The 16,408-nt window shown below is 70.2% G+C and carries 12 protein-coding genes and 1 tRNA gene; 5 read left to right on the top strand and 8 right to left on the bottom strand.

What is annotated here, in order from left to right; translation table 11 throughout:
- Both FRZ03_RS30900 and pyk read left to right on the top strand, forming a co-directional pair.
- Positions 1 to 1,322: lysine N(6)-hydroxylase/L-ornithine N(5)-oxygenase family protein (locus FRZ03_RS30900; protein WP_261399415.1), on the top strand; the 1,322-nt coding region annotated here is incomplete at its 5' end.
- Positions 1,323 to 1,476: 154 nt separating this feature from the next.
- Positions 1,477 to 2,916: a pyruvate kinase gene (gene pyk / locus FRZ03_RS30895; RefSeq protein ID WP_146468384.1), complete on the top strand. Its 1,440-nt coding sequence runs from the start codon at positions 1,477 to 1,479 to the stop codon at positions 2,914 to 2,916.
- Between the two features lie 92 nt (positions 2,917 to 3,008).
- Here the strand turns inward: pyk and FRZ03_RS30890 are convergent.
- Positions 3,009 to 3,083: transfer RNA gene (locus tag FRZ03_RS30890), tRNA-Leu, on the bottom strand.
- Positions 3,084 to 3,183: 100 nt separating this feature from the next.
- Between FRZ03_RS30890 and FRZ03_RS30885 the strand changes: the two genes are divergently transcribed.
- Positions 3,184 to 3,840: an ANTAR domain-containing response regulator gene (locus FRZ03_RS30885; RefSeq protein WP_146468383.1), complete on the top strand. Its 657-nt coding sequence runs from the start codon at positions 3,184 to 3,186 to the stop codon at positions 3,838 to 3,840.
- Between the two features lie 77 nt (positions 3,841 to 3,917).
- Here FRZ03_RS30885 and FRZ03_RS30880 read toward each other — a convergent pair whose 3' ends face one another.
- The 7 genes from FRZ03_RS30880 to FRZ03_RS30850 all read right to left on the bottom strand — a co-directional run bounded on the left by FRZ03_RS30880 (position 3,918) and on the right by FRZ03_RS30850 (position 12,931).
- Positions 3,918 to 4,634 carry an ABC transporter ATP-binding protein gene (locus tag FRZ03_RS30880; protein ID WP_146468382.1) on the bottom strand — a complete coding sequence of 239 codons (717 nt, stop codon included), beginning with the start codon at positions 4,632 to 4,634 and terminating at the stop codon, positions 3,918 to 3,920.
- Positions 4,631 to 5,473 (bottom strand): ABC transporter ATP-binding protein, encoded by an 843-nt coding sequence (locus tag FRZ03_RS30875; RefSeq protein WP_146468381.1) that lies wholly within the window; start codon positions 5,471 to 5,473, stop codon positions 4,631 to 4,633. The genes FRZ03_RS30880 and FRZ03_RS30875 overlap by 4 nt, the downstream gene beginning before the upstream one ends.
- A gap of 6 nt (positions 5,474 to 5,479) precedes the next feature.
- Entirely contained in the window at positions 5,480 to 7,252 is a 1,773-nt protein-coding gene (locus FRZ03_RS30870; RefSeq protein ID WP_146468394.1) for a branched-chain amino acid ABC transporter permease, read from the bottom strand.
- Between the two features lie 5 nt (positions 7,253 to 7,257).
- The gene (locus tag FRZ03_RS30865; protein ID WP_146468380.1) at positions 7,258 to 8,187 is read right to left on the bottom strand and encodes a branched-chain amino acid ABC transporter permease; all 930 of its coding nucleotides are present in this window, start codon (positions 8,185 to 8,187) and stop codon (positions 7,258 to 7,260) included.
- Between the two features lie 107 nt (positions 8,188 to 8,294).
- Positions 8,295 to 9,518 (bottom strand): branched-chain amino acid ABC transporter substrate-binding protein, encoded by a 1,224-nt coding sequence (locus FRZ03_RS30860; protein WP_186785711.1) that lies wholly within the window; start codon positions 9,516 to 9,518, stop codon positions 8,295 to 8,297.
- Between the two features lie 574 nt (positions 9,519 to 10,092).
- Positions 10,093 to 10,581, bottom strand: coding sequence for a PaaI family thioesterase (locus tag FRZ03_RS30855; protein ID WP_146468379.1), 489 nt, complete (start codon positions 10,579 to 10,581; stop codon positions 10,093 to 10,095).
- A gap of 46 nt (positions 10,582 to 10,627) precedes the next feature.
- A complete protein-coding gene (locus FRZ03_RS30850; RefSeq protein WP_146468378.1) occupies positions 10,628 to 12,931 on the bottom strand; it encodes an FdhF/YdeP family oxidoreductase in 2,304 nt (767 codons plus the stop codon).
- Positions 12,932 to 13,126: 195 nt separating this feature from the next.
- Between FRZ03_RS30850 and polA the strand changes: the two genes are divergently transcribed.
- Both polA and FRZ03_RS30840 read left to right on the top strand, forming a co-directional pair.
- Positions 13,127 to 15,853, top strand: coding sequence for a DNA polymerase I (polA, locus tag FRZ03_RS30845; protein ID WP_146468377.1), 2,727 nt, complete (start codon positions 13,127 to 13,129; stop codon positions 15,851 to 15,853).
- 257 nt (positions 15,854 to 16,110) lie between these two features.
- The coding region (locus FRZ03_RS30840; RefSeq protein ID WP_186785710.1) for a hypothetical protein at positions 16,111 to 16,408 on the top strand (298 nt) is incomplete at its 3' end.

The following is a 16,408-nucleotide window of genomic DNA, read 5'->3' as shown; positions in this document are numbered from 1 at the left end:
CCCACCCCCTGCCCGAACTCGACGCTGTCTTCTACGAACAGCGGCCCGGCTTCAGCTGGCACCCCGGGCTGCTCATCGAGGGCTCCACCATCCAGGTGCCCTTCCTCGCCGACCTGGTCACCCTCGCCGACCCCACCAGCCGCTGGAGCTTCCTCAACTACCTCAGAACCCGCGAGCGGCTGTTCCCCTTCTACTTCTCCGAGCACTTCCACATCGAGCGCGCCGAGTACGACGCCTACTGCCGCTGGGTCGCCGAGCGCCTGCCCGGACTGCGCTTCGGCCACCAGGTGGACGCGGTGCGCTGGAGCCCCGAACGGGGCCTGTTCGAGGTCGACTTCACCCAGCTGGACGCCGACGGCGAGGCCGACGCCCTCGGCCGCGCCTACACCCGCAACATCGTCCTCGGCGTCGGCACCGTCCCCCATGTGCCCGCACCCCTCAAGCCCATGGTCGACACCCCCGGCCTGCCCGTCGTGCACGCCGCCGACTACCTCGACCACCGCGACGCCGTGCTCGCCGCGGGCCACATCACCGTCGTCGGCTCCGGACAGTCCGGTGCCGAGATCTTCCTCGACCTGCTGCGCCACCGCCCGGTCGGCGAGGAGCGGCTGCACTGGATCGGCCGCAGCGCCGCGTTCGCGCCGATGGAGTACTCCAAGCTCGGCCTGGAACACTTCACCCCCGACTACACGCGCTACTTCCACGCCCTCGCCGAACCCGTGCGCGACCGGCTCGTCACCGACCAGTGGCAGCTGCACAAGGCCGTCGACGCCGGCACCCTCGCGGCCATCCACGACGAGCTGTACCGGCGCACCCTGAGCGGCGGCTGGCCCGACGCCGTGCTCACCCCCGGGGTGCGGGTGCGCACCGCGGGCCGGATCGCCAACAGCAAGATCGAACTGCATCTGGAGCACCTCCAGGAGGGCAGCCGCTCCCGGCTCGCCACCGACGCTGTCGTCCTCGCCACCGGCTACCGCCAGCGCCCCCTCGGCCGGCTGCTCGCCGGGCTCGACCCCTATGTCCGCCGCGACGGCAGCGACCGCCCGCGGATCGACGCCGACTTCCGCCTCGTCCTGGACCCCGCGGTGACCGGCTCCGTCTACGTCCAGAACGCCGAACTGCACACCCATGGCGTCGGCGCCCCCGACCTCGGCCTGGCCGCCTGGCGGGGTGCCACCATTCTCAACTCGCTGACCGGAAAGGAGCCCTATCCGCTGCCGTCCCGTACCGCCTTCACCACCTTCGGCCTGCGCGAATCGCATTCCGCCGTCCCACAGGCCCGGCACGCCCCCCAACTCACCCCGCTGGTCGAGGAGGGATAAGACATCGGCCCGCCGGTTTCCAGCCACCCGGAAATTGCTCATAGGAGCGGCCGTCCGCACAATTCAACACTTGTCAATAAGGTTTCACGTAAAGGTTGTTGAGTGGTCATGCGGCCCGGAATCTCTACCGGCGGGTAAGTCATAGGCTCGAACCATGCGCCGAGCAAAGATCATTTGTACATTGGGGCCTGCCACCGACTCGTATGCCCAGATCAAGGCATTGGTCGAGGCCGGAATGGACGTGGCCCGCTTCAACCTCAGCCACGGCACTCGCGCCGAACACGAGGAGCGTTACCAGCGCGTGCGCAAGGCTGCCGACGAAACCGGCCGCAGCGTCGGAATCCTCGCCGACCTTCAAGGTCCGAAGATCCGCCTCGGCCGTTTCGACGAGGGTCCGGTACTGCTTGAACGCGGTGACACCTTCACCATCACCGTCGAGGACGGCGTGGCCGGCGACCGCCACCGGTGCGGCACCACCTATGCCGGCCTCGCCGACGACGTCGCCCCCGGCGAGCGCGTCCTGGTGGACGACGGCCGCGTCTGCCTGGAGGTCACCGCCGTCGACGGCCCGCGCGTGCACACCCGGGTCGTCGAGGGCGGCATGGTCTCCGACCACAAGGGCCTGAACCTGCCCGGCGTCGCCGTCTCCGTGCCCGCCCTCTCCGAGAAGGATGAGGAGGACCTGCGCTGGGCGCTGCACACCGGGTTCGACATCGTCGCCCTCTCCTTCGTGCGCAGTGGCGACGACGCCCGCGTGGTGCGGCGCATCATGGCGGAGGAGGGCCGCCGCCTCCCGGTGATCGCCAAGATCGAGAAGCCGCAGGCGGTGGCCAACCTGGACGACATCGTGGCCGCGTTTGACGGGCTGATGGTCGCGCGCGGCGACCTCGGCGTGGAGATGCCGCTGGAGCAGGTGCCGATCGTGCAGAAGCGCGCCATCAAGCTCGCCCGGCGCAACGCCAAGCCGGTCATCGTCGCGACCCAGATGCTCGATTCCATGGTGGACAACTCCCGCCCGACCCGCGCCGAGGCCTCCGACGTCGCCAACGCGGTCCTCGACGGCACCGACGCGGTGATGCTGTCCGGCGAGACCAGCGTCGGCAAGTACCCGGTCGAGACCGTGCGCACCATGGCGAAGATCGTCATCGCGGCGGAGGAGGACATGCTGGCCAAGGGGCTGCCGCCGCTGACCGAGCGGAACAAGCCCCGCACCCAGGGCGGCGCGGTCGCCCGGGCCGCCGCCGAGATGGGCGACTTCCTCGGCGCCAAGTTCCTCGTGGCCTTCACCCAGTCCGGGGACACCGCCCGCCGGCTGTCCCGCTACCGCCCGCCCATCCCGCTGCTCGCCTTCACCCCCGAGCCGGCCACCCGCTCCCAGCTCAGCCTCACCTGGGGCGCCGAGACCTTCCTCGGCCCGCACGTCGACTCCACGGACGCCATGGTCGACCAGGTGGACGAGCTGCTGCTGAAGTACGGCCGCTGCGCGAAGGGCGACGTCGTGGTGATCACGGCCGGCTCCCCGCCCGGGGTCTCCGGTTCCACCAACATGGTCCGGGTCCACCACATCGGCGAGGACGACAGCCCGGCGGAATGAGCCGGGCCCGGAACGCGAAAAGGGCCCCTTCCCGAAGGGGCCCGCAGAAATCGGTGATCACCGAACCGGTGACCTTGGAACACAAGGAAAAGTGCCCCGGGTCGGACTCGAACCGACACTGTACGGGTTTTGAATCCGTTGCCTGCTGCCAATTGGGCTACCGGGGCTCGCAGAATCAAAGGTTTCCCCCGACCCTCCGCGCGTCCACCATACCGTAGCTAGGTAGGCTCTTGTCAGCAGTACCCCTGCCCTGAACGAGGAGCCCCCGTGACCGCCGAGTCGCCCCAGCCCGTAGACGCGCCCGACGACGAGAAGTCGCACGTGCCTCCGCTGACGACCCGTGTCGTCATCGCCGAGGACGAGGCCCTGATCCGTCTCGACCTCAAGGAGATGCTGGAGGAGGAGGGCTACACCGTGGTCGGCGAGGCCGGCGACGGCGAGCAGGCCGTCGAGCTGGCCCGCGAGCACCGCCCCGACCTGGTCATCCTCGATGTGAAGATGCCCAAGCTGGACGGCATCTCCGCGGCCGAGAAGATCGCCGAGGAGTCCATCGCGCCGGTCCTGATGCTCACCGCCTTCTCCCAGCGCGACCTGGTCGAGCGGGCCCGGGACGCCGGTGCGATGGCCTACCTGGTCAAGCCGTTCAGCAAGAGCGACGTGGTGCCGGCGATCGAGATGGCCGTCTCCCGCTTCACCGAGCTGAAGCAGCTGGAGCAGGAGGTCGCCGACCTCACTCAGCGGCTGGAGACCCGCAAGCTGGTCGACCGCGCCAAGTCCGTCCTGCAGACCGAGTACGGCCTGACCGAGCCGGCCGCCTTCCGCTGGATCCAGAAGACCTCCATGGACCGCCGCATGTCGATGCAGCAGGTCGCCGAGGCCGTGATCGCGGACAACGAGGAGAAGAAGTCCGCGAAGAAGGACTGAGCCGCCGCGTGCGCACGACGATGCCCGCGCCCCAGGCAAGGGGGGGCGCGGGCATCATCGTGCGTGGAGCACGAGTGTCAGTCCTCGCCGAGATAGGCCTTGCGGACCGACTCGTCGTGCAGCAGCTCCTGGCCGCTGCCCGACAGCACGATGGAGCCGACCTCCATCACATGTCCCTGGTCGGCGAGCGAGAGCGCGGCCTGCGCGTTCTGCTCGACCAGCAGGATCGTGGTGCCCTGGGACTTCAGCTCGGCGATCGTCGCCATGATCTTCTGCATCATGATCGGCGACAGCCCCATGGACGGCTCGTCCAGCATCAGCAGCTTCGGCCGGGACATCAGCGCCCTGCCCATCGCCAGCATCTGCTGCTCACCGCCCGAGAGGGTGCCCGCGGCCTGCTTGCGCCGCTCGCCCAGGATCGGGAAGAGGTCGTAGGCCCGCTGGATGTCCTGCTCGATGCCTTCCTTGTCCTTGCGCAGGAACGCCCCGAGCTGGAGGTTCTCGGCGATGCTCAGCCGCGGGAAGATGTGCCGGCCCTCGGGGGAGTGGGCGAGCCCGAGGGCGACGATCTTGTGCGCGGGGACCCCGGTGAGGGGTTTGCCGTCGAAGAGGATCTGTCCGCCGACCGGCTTGAGCAGACCCGACAGGGTGCGCAGGGTGGTCGTCTTGCCGGCGCCGTTGGTGCCGATGAGGGTCACGACCTGGCCGGCCTCGACGCTGAACGAGATGCCCTTGACGGCCTCGATCTTGCCGTAGGCGACCCTGAGGTCCTCGACCTGAAGCAGTGCGGTCACCGGGCCTCTCCCTCCGTGCTGTCGGCGGTCTCCGCCGCCTCGACCTCCGCGGCCTCCGCCGCGCCCGGCTCGCCCTCGAAGGGCTCGCCCAGATAGGCGGCGACGACCCGTTCGTCGGCCTGGACGACGTCGGAGGTGCCCTCGATCAGCTTCTCGCCCTGCACGAGCACGGCGACGCGGTCGCACAGGTTGAAGATGAACCGCATGTCGTGCTCGATGACGAGGACGGCGATGCCCCTGTCCCGGATGGCGAAGACCAGTTCCTCGGCGGCCCGGGTCTCCTGCGGGTTCATGCCCGCCGTCGGCTCGTCCAGGAGCAGCAGCCCCGGCTCGCTGGCCAGGGCCCGCGCGATCTCCAGCTTGCGCTGCTCGCCGTAGGGCAGGTTGCGCGCCAGGTGGTCGCGCTTGCCGGCCAGGCCGACGAACTCCAGGAGCTCCATCGCCCGTGCCTCGGACTCCCGTTCGGCCCTGCGGAAGCCGGGTCCGCGCAGCAGCGCCGACCACAGGCCCTCCTTGGTCCGCGTGTGGCGGCCCACGAGGACGTTCTCCAGCACGGTCATGTTGGCGAAGAGCCGGATGTTCTGGAAGGTGCGGGCGATGCCCGCCTGCGTCACCAGGTGCGGCTTGGGCGGCAGCACCTTGCCCTGGTAGGCGACCGTGCCCTCGGTGGGGACGTAGAGGCCGGTGAGGCAGTTGAAGAAGGTGGTCTTGCCGGCGCCGTTCGGACCGATCAGGCCGACGATCTCGCCGCTGTTGACCGTGAAGTCCACCGACCGCACGGCGGTCAGGCCGCCGAACCGCATGGTGACGTCACGGGCTTCGAGTACAGGTGTCGTCATGGTTCCTTACGCCCCTGCCTTGGCGACGGTCGCCCCGTCGGACAGCGTCGTCTGTGCCGGTACGTCGAGCTGGCCGGTCTCGTGGAACTCCAGCTTGCGGCGGCGGTCGGCGATGATGCCTTCCGGCCGGAAGCGCATGAGCAGGATCAGCGCGACACCGAAGGTGAGCAGCTCGTAGTTCTGCATGAACTGGAGCTTCTCCGGGATGAGGTACAGCAGGCTGGCGCCGAGCAGCGGGCCGCTGACGGTGCCCATGCCGCCGAGGACGACGGCGGCCAGCAGGAAGGCCGAGTTGGGCGGGGCGGCGCCGGCGAACTGGTAGGGCTGCGGGTTGACGCTGTAGTTCACGTGCGCCATCACGGTGCCGGCCAGGCCCGCGAGGGAGGCGCCGAGGGCGAAGGCGATCAGTTTGGCCCGGAAGCCGTTGATGCCCATGGCGGTCGCGGCGGTCTCGTCCTCGCGGATCGCGATCCAGGAGCGGCCGATGCGGGAGTCGGCGGCGCGGGTGAAGACCGCGACGACGATCGCGGTCGCGATCAGCATCAGGAACAGGTAGTTGGCGAACCGGCCGAGGGTGAACGAGCCGAGTGTGTGGGCGTCGCCCAGGTTGAACCCGAAGAGCTTGATGTCGGGGATCTGGGTGATGCCGTTGGGGCCGCGGGTGACGTTCGGTCCGGAGTCGCCGTCCAGGTTGTTGACCGCGATGCGGAAGATCTCTCCGAAGCCGAGCGTCACGATGGCCAGGTAGTCGCCGCGCAGCCGCAGCGTCGGAGCGCCGATCACGACGCCGAAGACCAGGGAGGCGGCCATGCCGGTGAGGGCGGCGGCCCAGAAGGGGAACTGGACGTGCAGGGGGGAGTACTCGGAGCCGGAGACCAGGGCGGCCGCGTAGGCGCCGACGCCGAGGAAGGCGACGTAGCCGAGGTCGAGCAGGCCGGTGAGGCCGACGACGATGTTCAGGCCGAGGGCGACGGTGGCGAAGATGAGGATGTTCACGCCGATGTTGGCGTTGTGGTCGTCGCTCTGCGTGAACGGGAAGGCCACGGCGGCCAGCAGGGCCAGCGCCGCCGCGAAGCCCTTGTGCCGGGCGGACATGGCCGAGTACCGGTCGAGGAGCCCGGAGTGCACCAGACCCCAGGCGGCGAACACGCAGACCAGCAGGAAGCCGATGAAGGTCTCGCTGTCGTCGTCGTTGATGCCGATGCCGTAGGTGAAGATCACCAGGCCGATGACGGTGCCGACGGTGACGACGAGCCGCTCCGCGAGCGGCGCCAGGGTGCCGTGGCGGGGCTGCTCGGGCTTGGTGAGGTAGCCCTTGACGCCGGTGCCCGGAGCCGGGTGGGGCAGGGCGAGGGCGCCGATGACGGGGAGCGCGGAGGCCACCATCGCGACGTACGCGCCCGGGTCGAGGTTGACCAGACCACCGAGGTCGACGGCGATGGCGATGCCGGTGAACCAGCAGACGGTGAACGCCGAGAGGCTGGTCAGGAACACCGGGCTGGTGGCGTCCGACGGATTCAGCCAGCCGAGGCCCTTCACCCGCCACAGGGCGAGCGCGTACAGCAGGGTGAGCGCGCCGGCGACCAACGCCAGGATCTGGAGTCCGGCCGGGTAGCCGTAGATCGTCAGATTGCCGGGGAAGTCCGGCGTCCAGGTCCAGCTCATGAAGGCGCTGGCGATGGTGCCGACGGCACCGACGGCGATCAGCGGCCGGGCCACGGCGGGCGGGAGCGGCAGCGGGCCGCGCTCTGCCGGGCTCTGGAGGGTGGTGTCGGTCATGCTGCTCACGCCCTGTCCGCGACGCGTTCGCCGAGCAGGCCCTGTGGCCTGATGAGGAGTACGAGGATGAGGAGGACGAAGGCCCACACCGGCGCCCAGCCCTGGCCGCCGAGCTGCTGCATGCCGGGGATGTCCGCGATGTAGGCGGTGGCCATGGCCTCGGCGAGGCCGAGGACGAGGCCGCCGAGCATGGCGCCGTAGATGTTGCCGATGCCGCCGAGGACGGCCGCGGTGAAGGCCTTGAGGCCGGCCAGGAAGCCCATCGTGTACTCGACGTTGCCGTACTTGAAGCCGTACGCCGTGCCCGCGACCGCGGCGAACAGACCGCCGATGGCGAACGCGATCACGATGATGCGGTTGGTGTCGATGCCCATCAGCCGGGCGGTGTCCGGGTCCTGCGCGGTGGCCTGCATGGCGCGGCCGGTGCGCGAGAGCCGCACGAAGAAGGCGAGGACCGCCATGCACAGCGGGGCGGCGATGATCAGGAAGACATCGCCGCTCTGCACGGTGATCGAGCCCAGGTGGTAGGGCCCGAAGGGAAGTTGGGGGAAGACCCGGGACGTCTTGGCGTTCGGGTAGAGGTTGAAGACGAGCTGCTGGAGCGCGAGCGAGAGGCCGATGGCCGTGATCAGCGGCGCGAGGCGTGGCGCGCCGCGCAGTGGCCGGTAGGCGAAGCGTTCGGCGCCGACGGCGATGAGGACGGCGACCAGGGCGCCGCCGACGAGCATCGCCGGCAGGGCTATCCACATGGATATGCCGTCCGGGAGGGCGAGATAGACCGTGAGGGCGCCGAAGCCTCCCGTCATGAAGATCTCGCCGTGAGCGAAGTTGATGAGCTGGACGATGCCGTACACCATCGTGTACCCGATGGCGATCAGGCCGTACATCGAGCCGAGGAACAGCCCGTTGGCCAGCTGCTGCGGCAGGGTGTTCACCGCATGGCCTCCATGTGGTGGGGAGAGTCAAGGTGGCGGTAGAGGGCGGGCCGCGCGGTGACGGTGGTCGGTGCCGCGCGGCCCTGGTGCTGCGGTGTGTTCCGGGACTACTTCGGGTTGGCCGTGCCGCTCTTGACGGACTTCCACGCACCATTGACGACCTGGTAGACGGTCAGCTGCTTGTTCGTGGTGTCGCCGTACTCGTCGAACGAGATCTTGCCGGAGATGCCGTCGAAGGAGTTGTGCTGGACGGCGTCGACGACCTTGGCGCGGGCGTCGTCCGGGATCTTGCCGTCCTTCACGACCTGGCCGACGGCCTTGATGATCGCGGTGGTGGCGTCGTAGGAGTACGAGCCGTAGGTGCCGTAGTCGCCCGGGTACTTCTTGGCCTTGTAGGTGGCCACGAAGTCCTTGGCGGCGGGCAGGGTGTCGACCGGGACGCCGATGGAGGTCACCAGGTCGCCCTCGGCGGCCTTGCCGGCGGTCTTGATGTAGGTCGGGGTGAACATGCCGTCGCCGCCGAACAGCGGGATCTTGGCGCCGGCGTCCTTGAGCTGCTTGGTCAGCACCTGGGACTCGTCGTACTGGCCGCCGTAGTAGAGCAGGTCGGCGCCGGAGTTCTTGATCTTGGTGACGAGGGTGGAGAAGTCGCGGTCGCCCACGCTGACGTGGTCGGTGCCGATGACCTGGCCGCCCTGCTTGACGAACTGCTCCTTGAAGAGCTTGGAGAGGCCCGCGCCGTAGGTCTGCTTGTCGTCGACGACGAACGCCTTCTTCTTGTGCAGGCCGTTGTAGGCGTAGTCCGCGGCGAACGCGCCCTGGAGGGCGTCCGTGGTCGCGGTGCGGAAGTAGGTCTTGAACGGACGGACCTTCTTGGTCTGCCAGTTCTTGCCCTGGGTCAGCTCGGGGGCGGTGTTGGAGGGGGAGATCTCCACCAGGTTGGCGGTGTCGAGGACCTGCTGCATCTGCGTGGCCACACCGGAGTTGAGCGGGCCGACCACGCCGAGGACGTCCTTCTCGGCGACCAGCTGGGTGGCGTTCTGCTGGCCGGTGGCGGGGATCGCCTTGTCGTCCAGCGCCTTGACCTTGAAGGTCACGCCCGGGACCGTCTTGTTCTTGTTCGCGTCGTCGACCGCGATCTGGGCGCCGTACTGGATGCCCAGGCCCGTCGCGGAGTTCTGGCCGGTCAGCGGCGCGTCCACGCCGATGGTGACCGTCACGTTGCCGCTGTCGCCGCCCTTGCCGTCATTGTTGCGGGAGCCGCAGGCGGTGAGAGTCAGAGCTCCGGTCGTCAGCACGGAGGTAAGAATCACCAGAGAACGCTGTCGCACAATCGATCCTTTCCGCGGGCATGAGCGGTCCCTTCGAGGGACGGCGAAGTGCCGCGCCGGTACCGAACTCCCGTTGGAGCGGTGACTGGCCGTGACTCTAAGCCCGCTATGCAGAGCTGGGCATCGCCGTGCGCGCGCTTGTGACTTTCTTGTTATGACGGGATGGACGGATGAGTTCCGGCGGGGATACTCTCGGCCGTTTTGGCGGAATTTCCCCGAGGTCCACATTTTGAGAATGCGCACTTCCGGTTGGCCATGGGCCCGCAGGCCCGGCAGCTCGGCCCGGCGGGGCCCGGAGGCGGCCCGGAAAGATCACTCGGCCGCCCGTCCGCGAAGGGGAGGCAAGGGTGCTTATTGCATCCGTGTTACGCAGTGTTACGGCTGAAAAGAAAGGTGCGCCATACAGGAATTCGGTCGACCGGGCCCCGACATGTCCGCACTGATCCCATGTGCCCGCCAAGGCCGGACGATGGAATTCCGCTTTTCCGTCGCGCGGGGCGAAATGGCGTCAAAAAACGAGAAAGGCCCGGTCAGTCCCCTGTCGGGGTGACCGGGCCTTCGGCTTTCCGGACCGTCAGGCCGAGGCGGGCGCCTGTGCGCCGTCCTGCGGCCGGACGTCGCGCAGCATGCAGGTCAGCCGCGCGCTGCACACCCGGCGGCCCTGCTCGTCGCTGATGACGATCTCGTACGTCGCCGTCGACCGGCCCCGGTGCACGGGCGTGGCCACGCCGGTCACCAGGCCCGAGCGGATCCCGCGGTGGTGCGTGCAGTTGAGGTCCACGCCGACCGCGACCTTGGTGCTGCCGCCGTGCAGCATGGCGCCGACCGAGCCCAGGGTCTCCGCGAGCACCGCCGAGGCGCCGCCGTGCAGCAGGCCGTACGGCTGGGTGTTGCCCTCCACCGGCATGGTCCCGACGACCTTGTCCGCGGAGGCCTCCACGATCTGCACGCCCATCCGCGTGCCGAGGTCCCCGGCCGAGAACAGGGCGGGCAGGTCCACGCCGAGCGCCGCGTACTCGTCTATGACCTCCTGCGGGAATCTCACCTGCTGCTGCTCGCCCATGGGCCGGCTCCGTTCGTCGTACACCTGTCTCTGGCTGAGCGAACGCTCAGTCGGTCGCCGATTGTTCCAGACGGCCTTCCGCGTGCGCCTCCAGGCGTACGACCACCGACTTGCTGGCCGGGGTGTTGCTGGTGTCCGCGGTCGCGTCCAGCGGCACCAGCACGTTCGTCTCCGGGTAGTACGCCGCGGCGCAGCCCCGGGCCGTCGGATAGAGCACCACTCGGAAACCGGGCGCCCGCCGCTCCACGCCGTCCCGCCACTCGCTGACCAGATCCACGTACGCGCCCTCGGCGAACCCGAGCTCGCGCGCGTCCTGCGGGTGCACCAGCACCACCCGGCGGCCGCCCTTGATGCCCCGGTAGCGGTCGTCCAGGCCGTAGATCGTGGTGTTGTACTGGTCGTGCGAACGCAGCGTCTGCAACAGCAGCCGCCCCGCGGGCAGTTCGGGGAACTCCACCGGCGCCGCGGTGAAGTTCGCCTTGCCGGTGGCGGTCGGGAACCGGCGCTCGTCGCGCGGCGCGTGCGGCAGCGCGAAGCCGCCGGGCCGGGCCACCCGCGCGTTGAAGTCGCCGAACCCGGGGATCACCCGCCCGATCCGGTCACGGACCGCCGCGTAGTCCTTCTCGAACTCCTCCCACGGCACCACGCTGCGCTCCCCGAGCACCGCGCGCGCCATCCGGCACACGATCGCCGGCTCGGACAGCAGATGGGCGCTCGCGGGCGCCAGCCGGCCGCGCGAGGCGTGCACCATGCCCATCGAGTCCTCGACGGTCACGAACTGCTCGCCGCTCGCCTGCACATCGCGCTCGGTACGGCCCAGGGTGGGCAGGATCAGCGCCCGCGCGCCCGTGACGGTGTGCGAGCGGTTCAGCTTGGTCGACACGTGCACGGTCAGCCGCGCCCGCCGCATCGCCGCCTCGGTCACCTCGGTGTCCGGGGAGGCGGCGACGAAGTTGCCGCCCATGGCGAAGAACACCTTCGCCTCGCCGTCGCGCAGCGCGCGGATCGCCCGTACGACGTCGTAGCCGTGCTCCCGGGGCGGGGCGAAGCCGAACTCCTTCTCCAGGGCGTCCAGGAACTCCGGGGCGGGGCGCTCGAAGACGCCCATGGTGCGGTCGCCCTGCACGTTCGAATGGCCGCGCACCGGGCACACGCCCGCTCCCGGCCGGCCGATGTCGCCGCGCAGCAGCAGGAAGTTGACCACCTCGCGGATGGTCGGCACGGAGTGCTTGTGCTGGGTGAGGCCCATGGCCCAGCAGACGATGGTCCGCCGCGAGGCGAGCACCATCTCCAGTGCCCGCTCGATCTCCGCGCGGCTCAGACCGGTCGCGGTCAGCGTCTCCTCCCAGTCGGCGGACCGCGCGGCCTCGGCGAACTCCTCGAAGCCATGGGTGTGTTCGCGGACGAACTCCTCGTCGACCGCGCCCTCGGTCTCCAGGATCAGCTTGTTGAGGAGCCGGAAGAGCGCCTGGTCGCCGCCGATGCGGATCTGCAGGAACAGATCGGTGAGCGCGGCGCCCTTGACCAGGCCCTGCGGGGTCTGCGGGTTCTTGAACCGCTCCAGGCCCGCCTCGGGCAGCGGGTTGACGCTGACGATCTTCGCGCCGTTCGCCTTGGCCTTCTCCAGCGCGGAGAGCATGCGCGGGTGGTTGGTGCCCGGGTTCTGGCCCGCCACGATGATCAGATCGGCTTTGTACAGGTCCTCCAGCAGGACGCTGCCCTTGCCGACGCCGATCGTCTCCGACAGCGCCGAGCCCGAGGACTCGTGGCACATGTTCGAGCAGTCCGGCAGGTTGTTCGTGCCCAGCTCGCGCGCGAAGAGCTGGTACAGGAACGCCGCCTCGTTGCTGGTGCGGCCCGAGGTGTAGAAGACCGCCTCGTCGGGGGAGGCGAGCGCGGCGATCTCCTCGGCGATGATCCCGAAGGCGCGCTCCCAGGTCACCGGCTCGTAGTGCGCCGCGCCCTCGGGGAGGTACATGGGGTGGGTGAGCCGTCCCTGCTGGCCCAGCCAGTACCCGCTCCGGTTCGCCAGGTCGGCCACGGGGTGCGCGGCGAAGAACTCCGGGGTGACCCGGCGCTTGGTGGCCTCCTCGGCCACCGCCTTCGCGCCGTTCTCGCAGAACTCCGCGGTGTGCCGGTGGTCCGGCTCCGGCCAGGCGCAGCCGGGGCAGTCGAAGCCGTCCTTCTGGTTCACCCGCAGCAGCGTCAGCGCGGTGCGCCGCACCCCCATCTGCTGCTGGGCGATGCGCAGGGTGTGTTTCACGGCCGGCAGCCCGGCCGCCGCGTGCTTCGGCTCCGCGACCTGCGGCGCGTCCTGCACCGGATCGCCCTTGGGCGGCTTCGTCGCCATCGCAACGCTCCCCTTCGACTGCGTGTGCCGTGTACGGAGGGATCCTCCCACGAGGGGGTGACGGCGGGTACGGCCGGCTCGGCGCCCCGTCCGCTCGCCCGTCCTCCTCCGCCGGGGCGCCCGCCACCCGCGCGGGGGCCGCCCGGCGACGGCGGACGGTCCGGAGTGTCGGTGGGGCGTGGCAGGATCGGTGGCGTGGCAGAGAAAGCATCGAAGAAGACCGACCAGACCCCCGGCGGTACCCGTCCCCGGCTGATGCTCATGGACGGGCACTCGCTGGCCTACCGCGCGTTCTTCGCGCTGCCCGCGGAGAACTTCACGACCGCGACGGGCCAGCCGACGAACGCGATCTACGGCTTCGCGTCGATGCTGGCCAACACCCTGCGTGACGAGGAGCCCACGCACTTCGCGGTGGCCTTCGACGTCTCCCGCAAGACCTGGCGCTCCGAGCGCTTCACCGAGTACAAGGCGAACCGTTCCAAGAGCCCCGACGAGTTCAAGGGCCAGGTCGAGCTGATCGGCGAGCTGCTGGACGCGATGAACGCCCCGCGCTTCGCCGTCGAGGGCTTCGAGGCGGACGACGTCATCGCCACCCTCGCCACCCAGGCCGAGGCCGAGGGCTTCGAGGTGCTGATCGTCACCGGCGACCGCGACTCCTTCCAGCTGGTCAGCGAGCACACCACCGTGCTGTACCCGACCAAGGGCGTCTCGGAGCTGACCCGGTTCACCCCGGAGAAGGTCCAGGAGAAGTACGGCCTGACGCCCGCCCAGTACCCCGACTTCGCGGCCCTGCGCGGCGACCCGTCCGACAACCTCCCCGGCATCCCCGGCGTCGGCGAGAAGACCGCCGCCAAGTGGATCAACCAGTTCGGCTCCTTCGCACAGCTGGTGGAGCACGTCGACGAGGTCAAGGGCAAGGCGGGCCAGAACCTCCGCGACCACCTGGAGTCGGTCAAGCTCAACCGGGTCCTGACCGAGCTGGAGCGCCAGGTGGAGCTGCCCAGGGCGGTCACCGACCTGGAGCGCCTGCCGTACGACCGCAAGGGCGTCGCGATGGTCCTGGACACCCTGGAGATCCGCAACCCGTCCCTGCGCGAGCGCCTGTTCGCCGTGGACCCCGGCTCCGCCGAGACCGAGACCACCCCGGTCGCCGCCGAGGGCGTGGAGATCGACGGCACCGTGCTGCGCACCGGCGAGCTGGCCCCCTGGCTCGCCGAGCACGGCACGCGGCCCCTGGGCGTCGCCACCGTCGACACCTGGGCGCTGGGCACCGGCTCGGTCGCCGAGGTCGCCCTGGCGGCGGCCGATGGAGCGGCCGCCTGGTTCGACCCCGCCGAGCTGGACGAGGCCGACGAGAACGCGTTCGCGGCCTGGCTGGCGGACGCCGAGCGCCCCAAGGTGTTCCACAACGCCAAGGGCGCCATGCGCGTCTTCGCCGAGCACGGCTGGCGCGTCGAGGGCGTGCGCATGGACACCGCGCTCGCCGCCTACCTGGTCAAGCCGGGCCGCCGCTCCTTCGACCTGGACGCGCTGTCGCTGGAGTACCTGCACCGCGAGCTGGCGCCGGCCGCCGCGGCCGACGGCCAGCTGGCCTTCGGTACCGACGAGGCCGCCGAGGCCGAGGCCCTGATGATCCAGGCCCGCGCCGTCCTGGACCTGGGCGAGGCCTTCGAGAGCCGCCTGGAGGAGGTCGGCGCCGCCGATCTGCTGCGCGACATGGAGCTGCCCACCTCCGCGCTGCTCGCCCGCATGGAGCGGCACGGCATCGCCGCCGACCGCGCCCACCTGGAAGCGATGGAACAGATGTTCGCGGGCGCGGTGCAGCAGGCCGTGAAGGAGGCGCACGCGGCCGCGGGCCACGAGTTCAACCTCGGCTCGCCCAAGCAGCTCCAGGAGGTCCTCTTCAACGAGCTGGCCCTGCCCAGGACCAAGAAGACCAAGACCGGCTTCACCACGGACGCCGACGCCCTGGCCTGGCTCGCCACCCAGACCGACAACGAGCTGCCGGTGATCATGCTCCGCCACCGCGAGCAGGCCAAGCTCCGCGTCACCGTCGAGGGCCTGATCAAGACCATCGCGGGCGACGGCCGTATCCACACCACCTTCAACCAGACGGTGGCCGCGACCGGCCGGCTGTCCTCCACGGACCCGAACCTCCAGAACATCCCGGTGCGCACCGACGAGGGCCGGGCCATCCGGCGCGGCTTCGTCGTCGGCGAGGGCTTCGAGTCCCTGATGACCGCCGACTACAGCCAGATCGAGCTGCGGGTGATGGCCCACCTCTCCGAGGACGAGGGCCTGATCAGGGCGTTCACCTCCGGCGAGGACCTGCACACCACCGCCGCCTCCCAGGTCTTCGGCGTCGAGCAGTCCGCCGTGGACGCGGAGATGCGCCGCAAGATCAAGGCCATGTCGTACGGCCTGGCGTACGGCCTGTCCGCCTTCGGTCTCTCCCAGCAGCTGAACATCGAGGCGGCCGAGGCGCGCGCCCTGATGGACGCCTACTTCGAGCGGTTCGGCGGCGTCCGGGACTATCTGCGCCGCGCGGTGGACGAGGCCCGGGCCACCGGTTACACGGCGACCCTCTTCGGCCGCCGCCGCTACCTGCCCGACCTCAACAGCGACAACCGCCAGCGCCGCGAGGCCGCCGAGCGCATGGCCCTCAACGCGCCGATCCAGGGCACGGCCGCCGACATCGTCAAGATCGCCATGCTCAAGGTGGACGACGCGCTGCGGGCCGCGGAGCTGAAGTCCCGGATGCTGCTCCAGGTCCACGACGAAATCGTCCTGGAGATCGCCCCGGGCGAGCGCACCGCCGTGGAGGAGATCGTCCGCCACGAGATGGCCCACGCCGTGGACCTGCGCGCCCCCCTCGACGTCTCGGTCGGCGTGGGCCCGGACTGGGAGTCGGCGGCGCACTAGCCCGCCACGCCTCGACGCCGCGGCCCCTCGGGGCCTCGGCGCGGGGCACGGACCGCGTCCGCCGAGGGGCGCCGCACTCCGGGGGAGCGCGGCGCCCCTCGCCGGTACCGGGGAACGCGGACGCGCGGGCCCGCCGCAACCCGGGATCGCCCATTGCGCACCCGCACCACAAAGACGGCCCAACCCCCGGCGGGACCGTCACTCACGTGGCCCCCGCCAAAACGCCCCGCACCCCTCGCAGCCGCAAAACTGCGGGCATGGGTATACGCATGCTTCACCGCCGGACGCCCGAGGCAGTCACCCGGGTCTGGGCGGACACCGCCTCGGCGCAGGCACTGCCGGCCTCGCCGGTCCCGGCCCTCGCGGCCGACGCAAGCACCGCCCGCATCCCGGCCGACCCGGCCACGACCGTCCGCAGGGCCGCCGAGAACATCCGGCGCGGGCTCACCGACCGGACCAGGGCGGCCAGGGCCGGCCACGCCCCCGCCCTGCGCCAGTGGGCCGACCTGGCCCGCGGCTATCTCGCCCTCGCGCTCACCCTGATCCCGAGGACGC

Source organism: Streptomyces misionensis (genome assembly GCF_007896895.1).
Lineage (GTDB): Bacteria > Actinomycetota > Actinomycetes > Streptomycetales > Streptomycetaceae > Streptomyces > Streptomyces misionensis_A.
The sequence above is the reverse complement of the archived record's forward strand: the minus strand, read 5'-3'. Positions and strand labels throughout refer to the sequence as shown.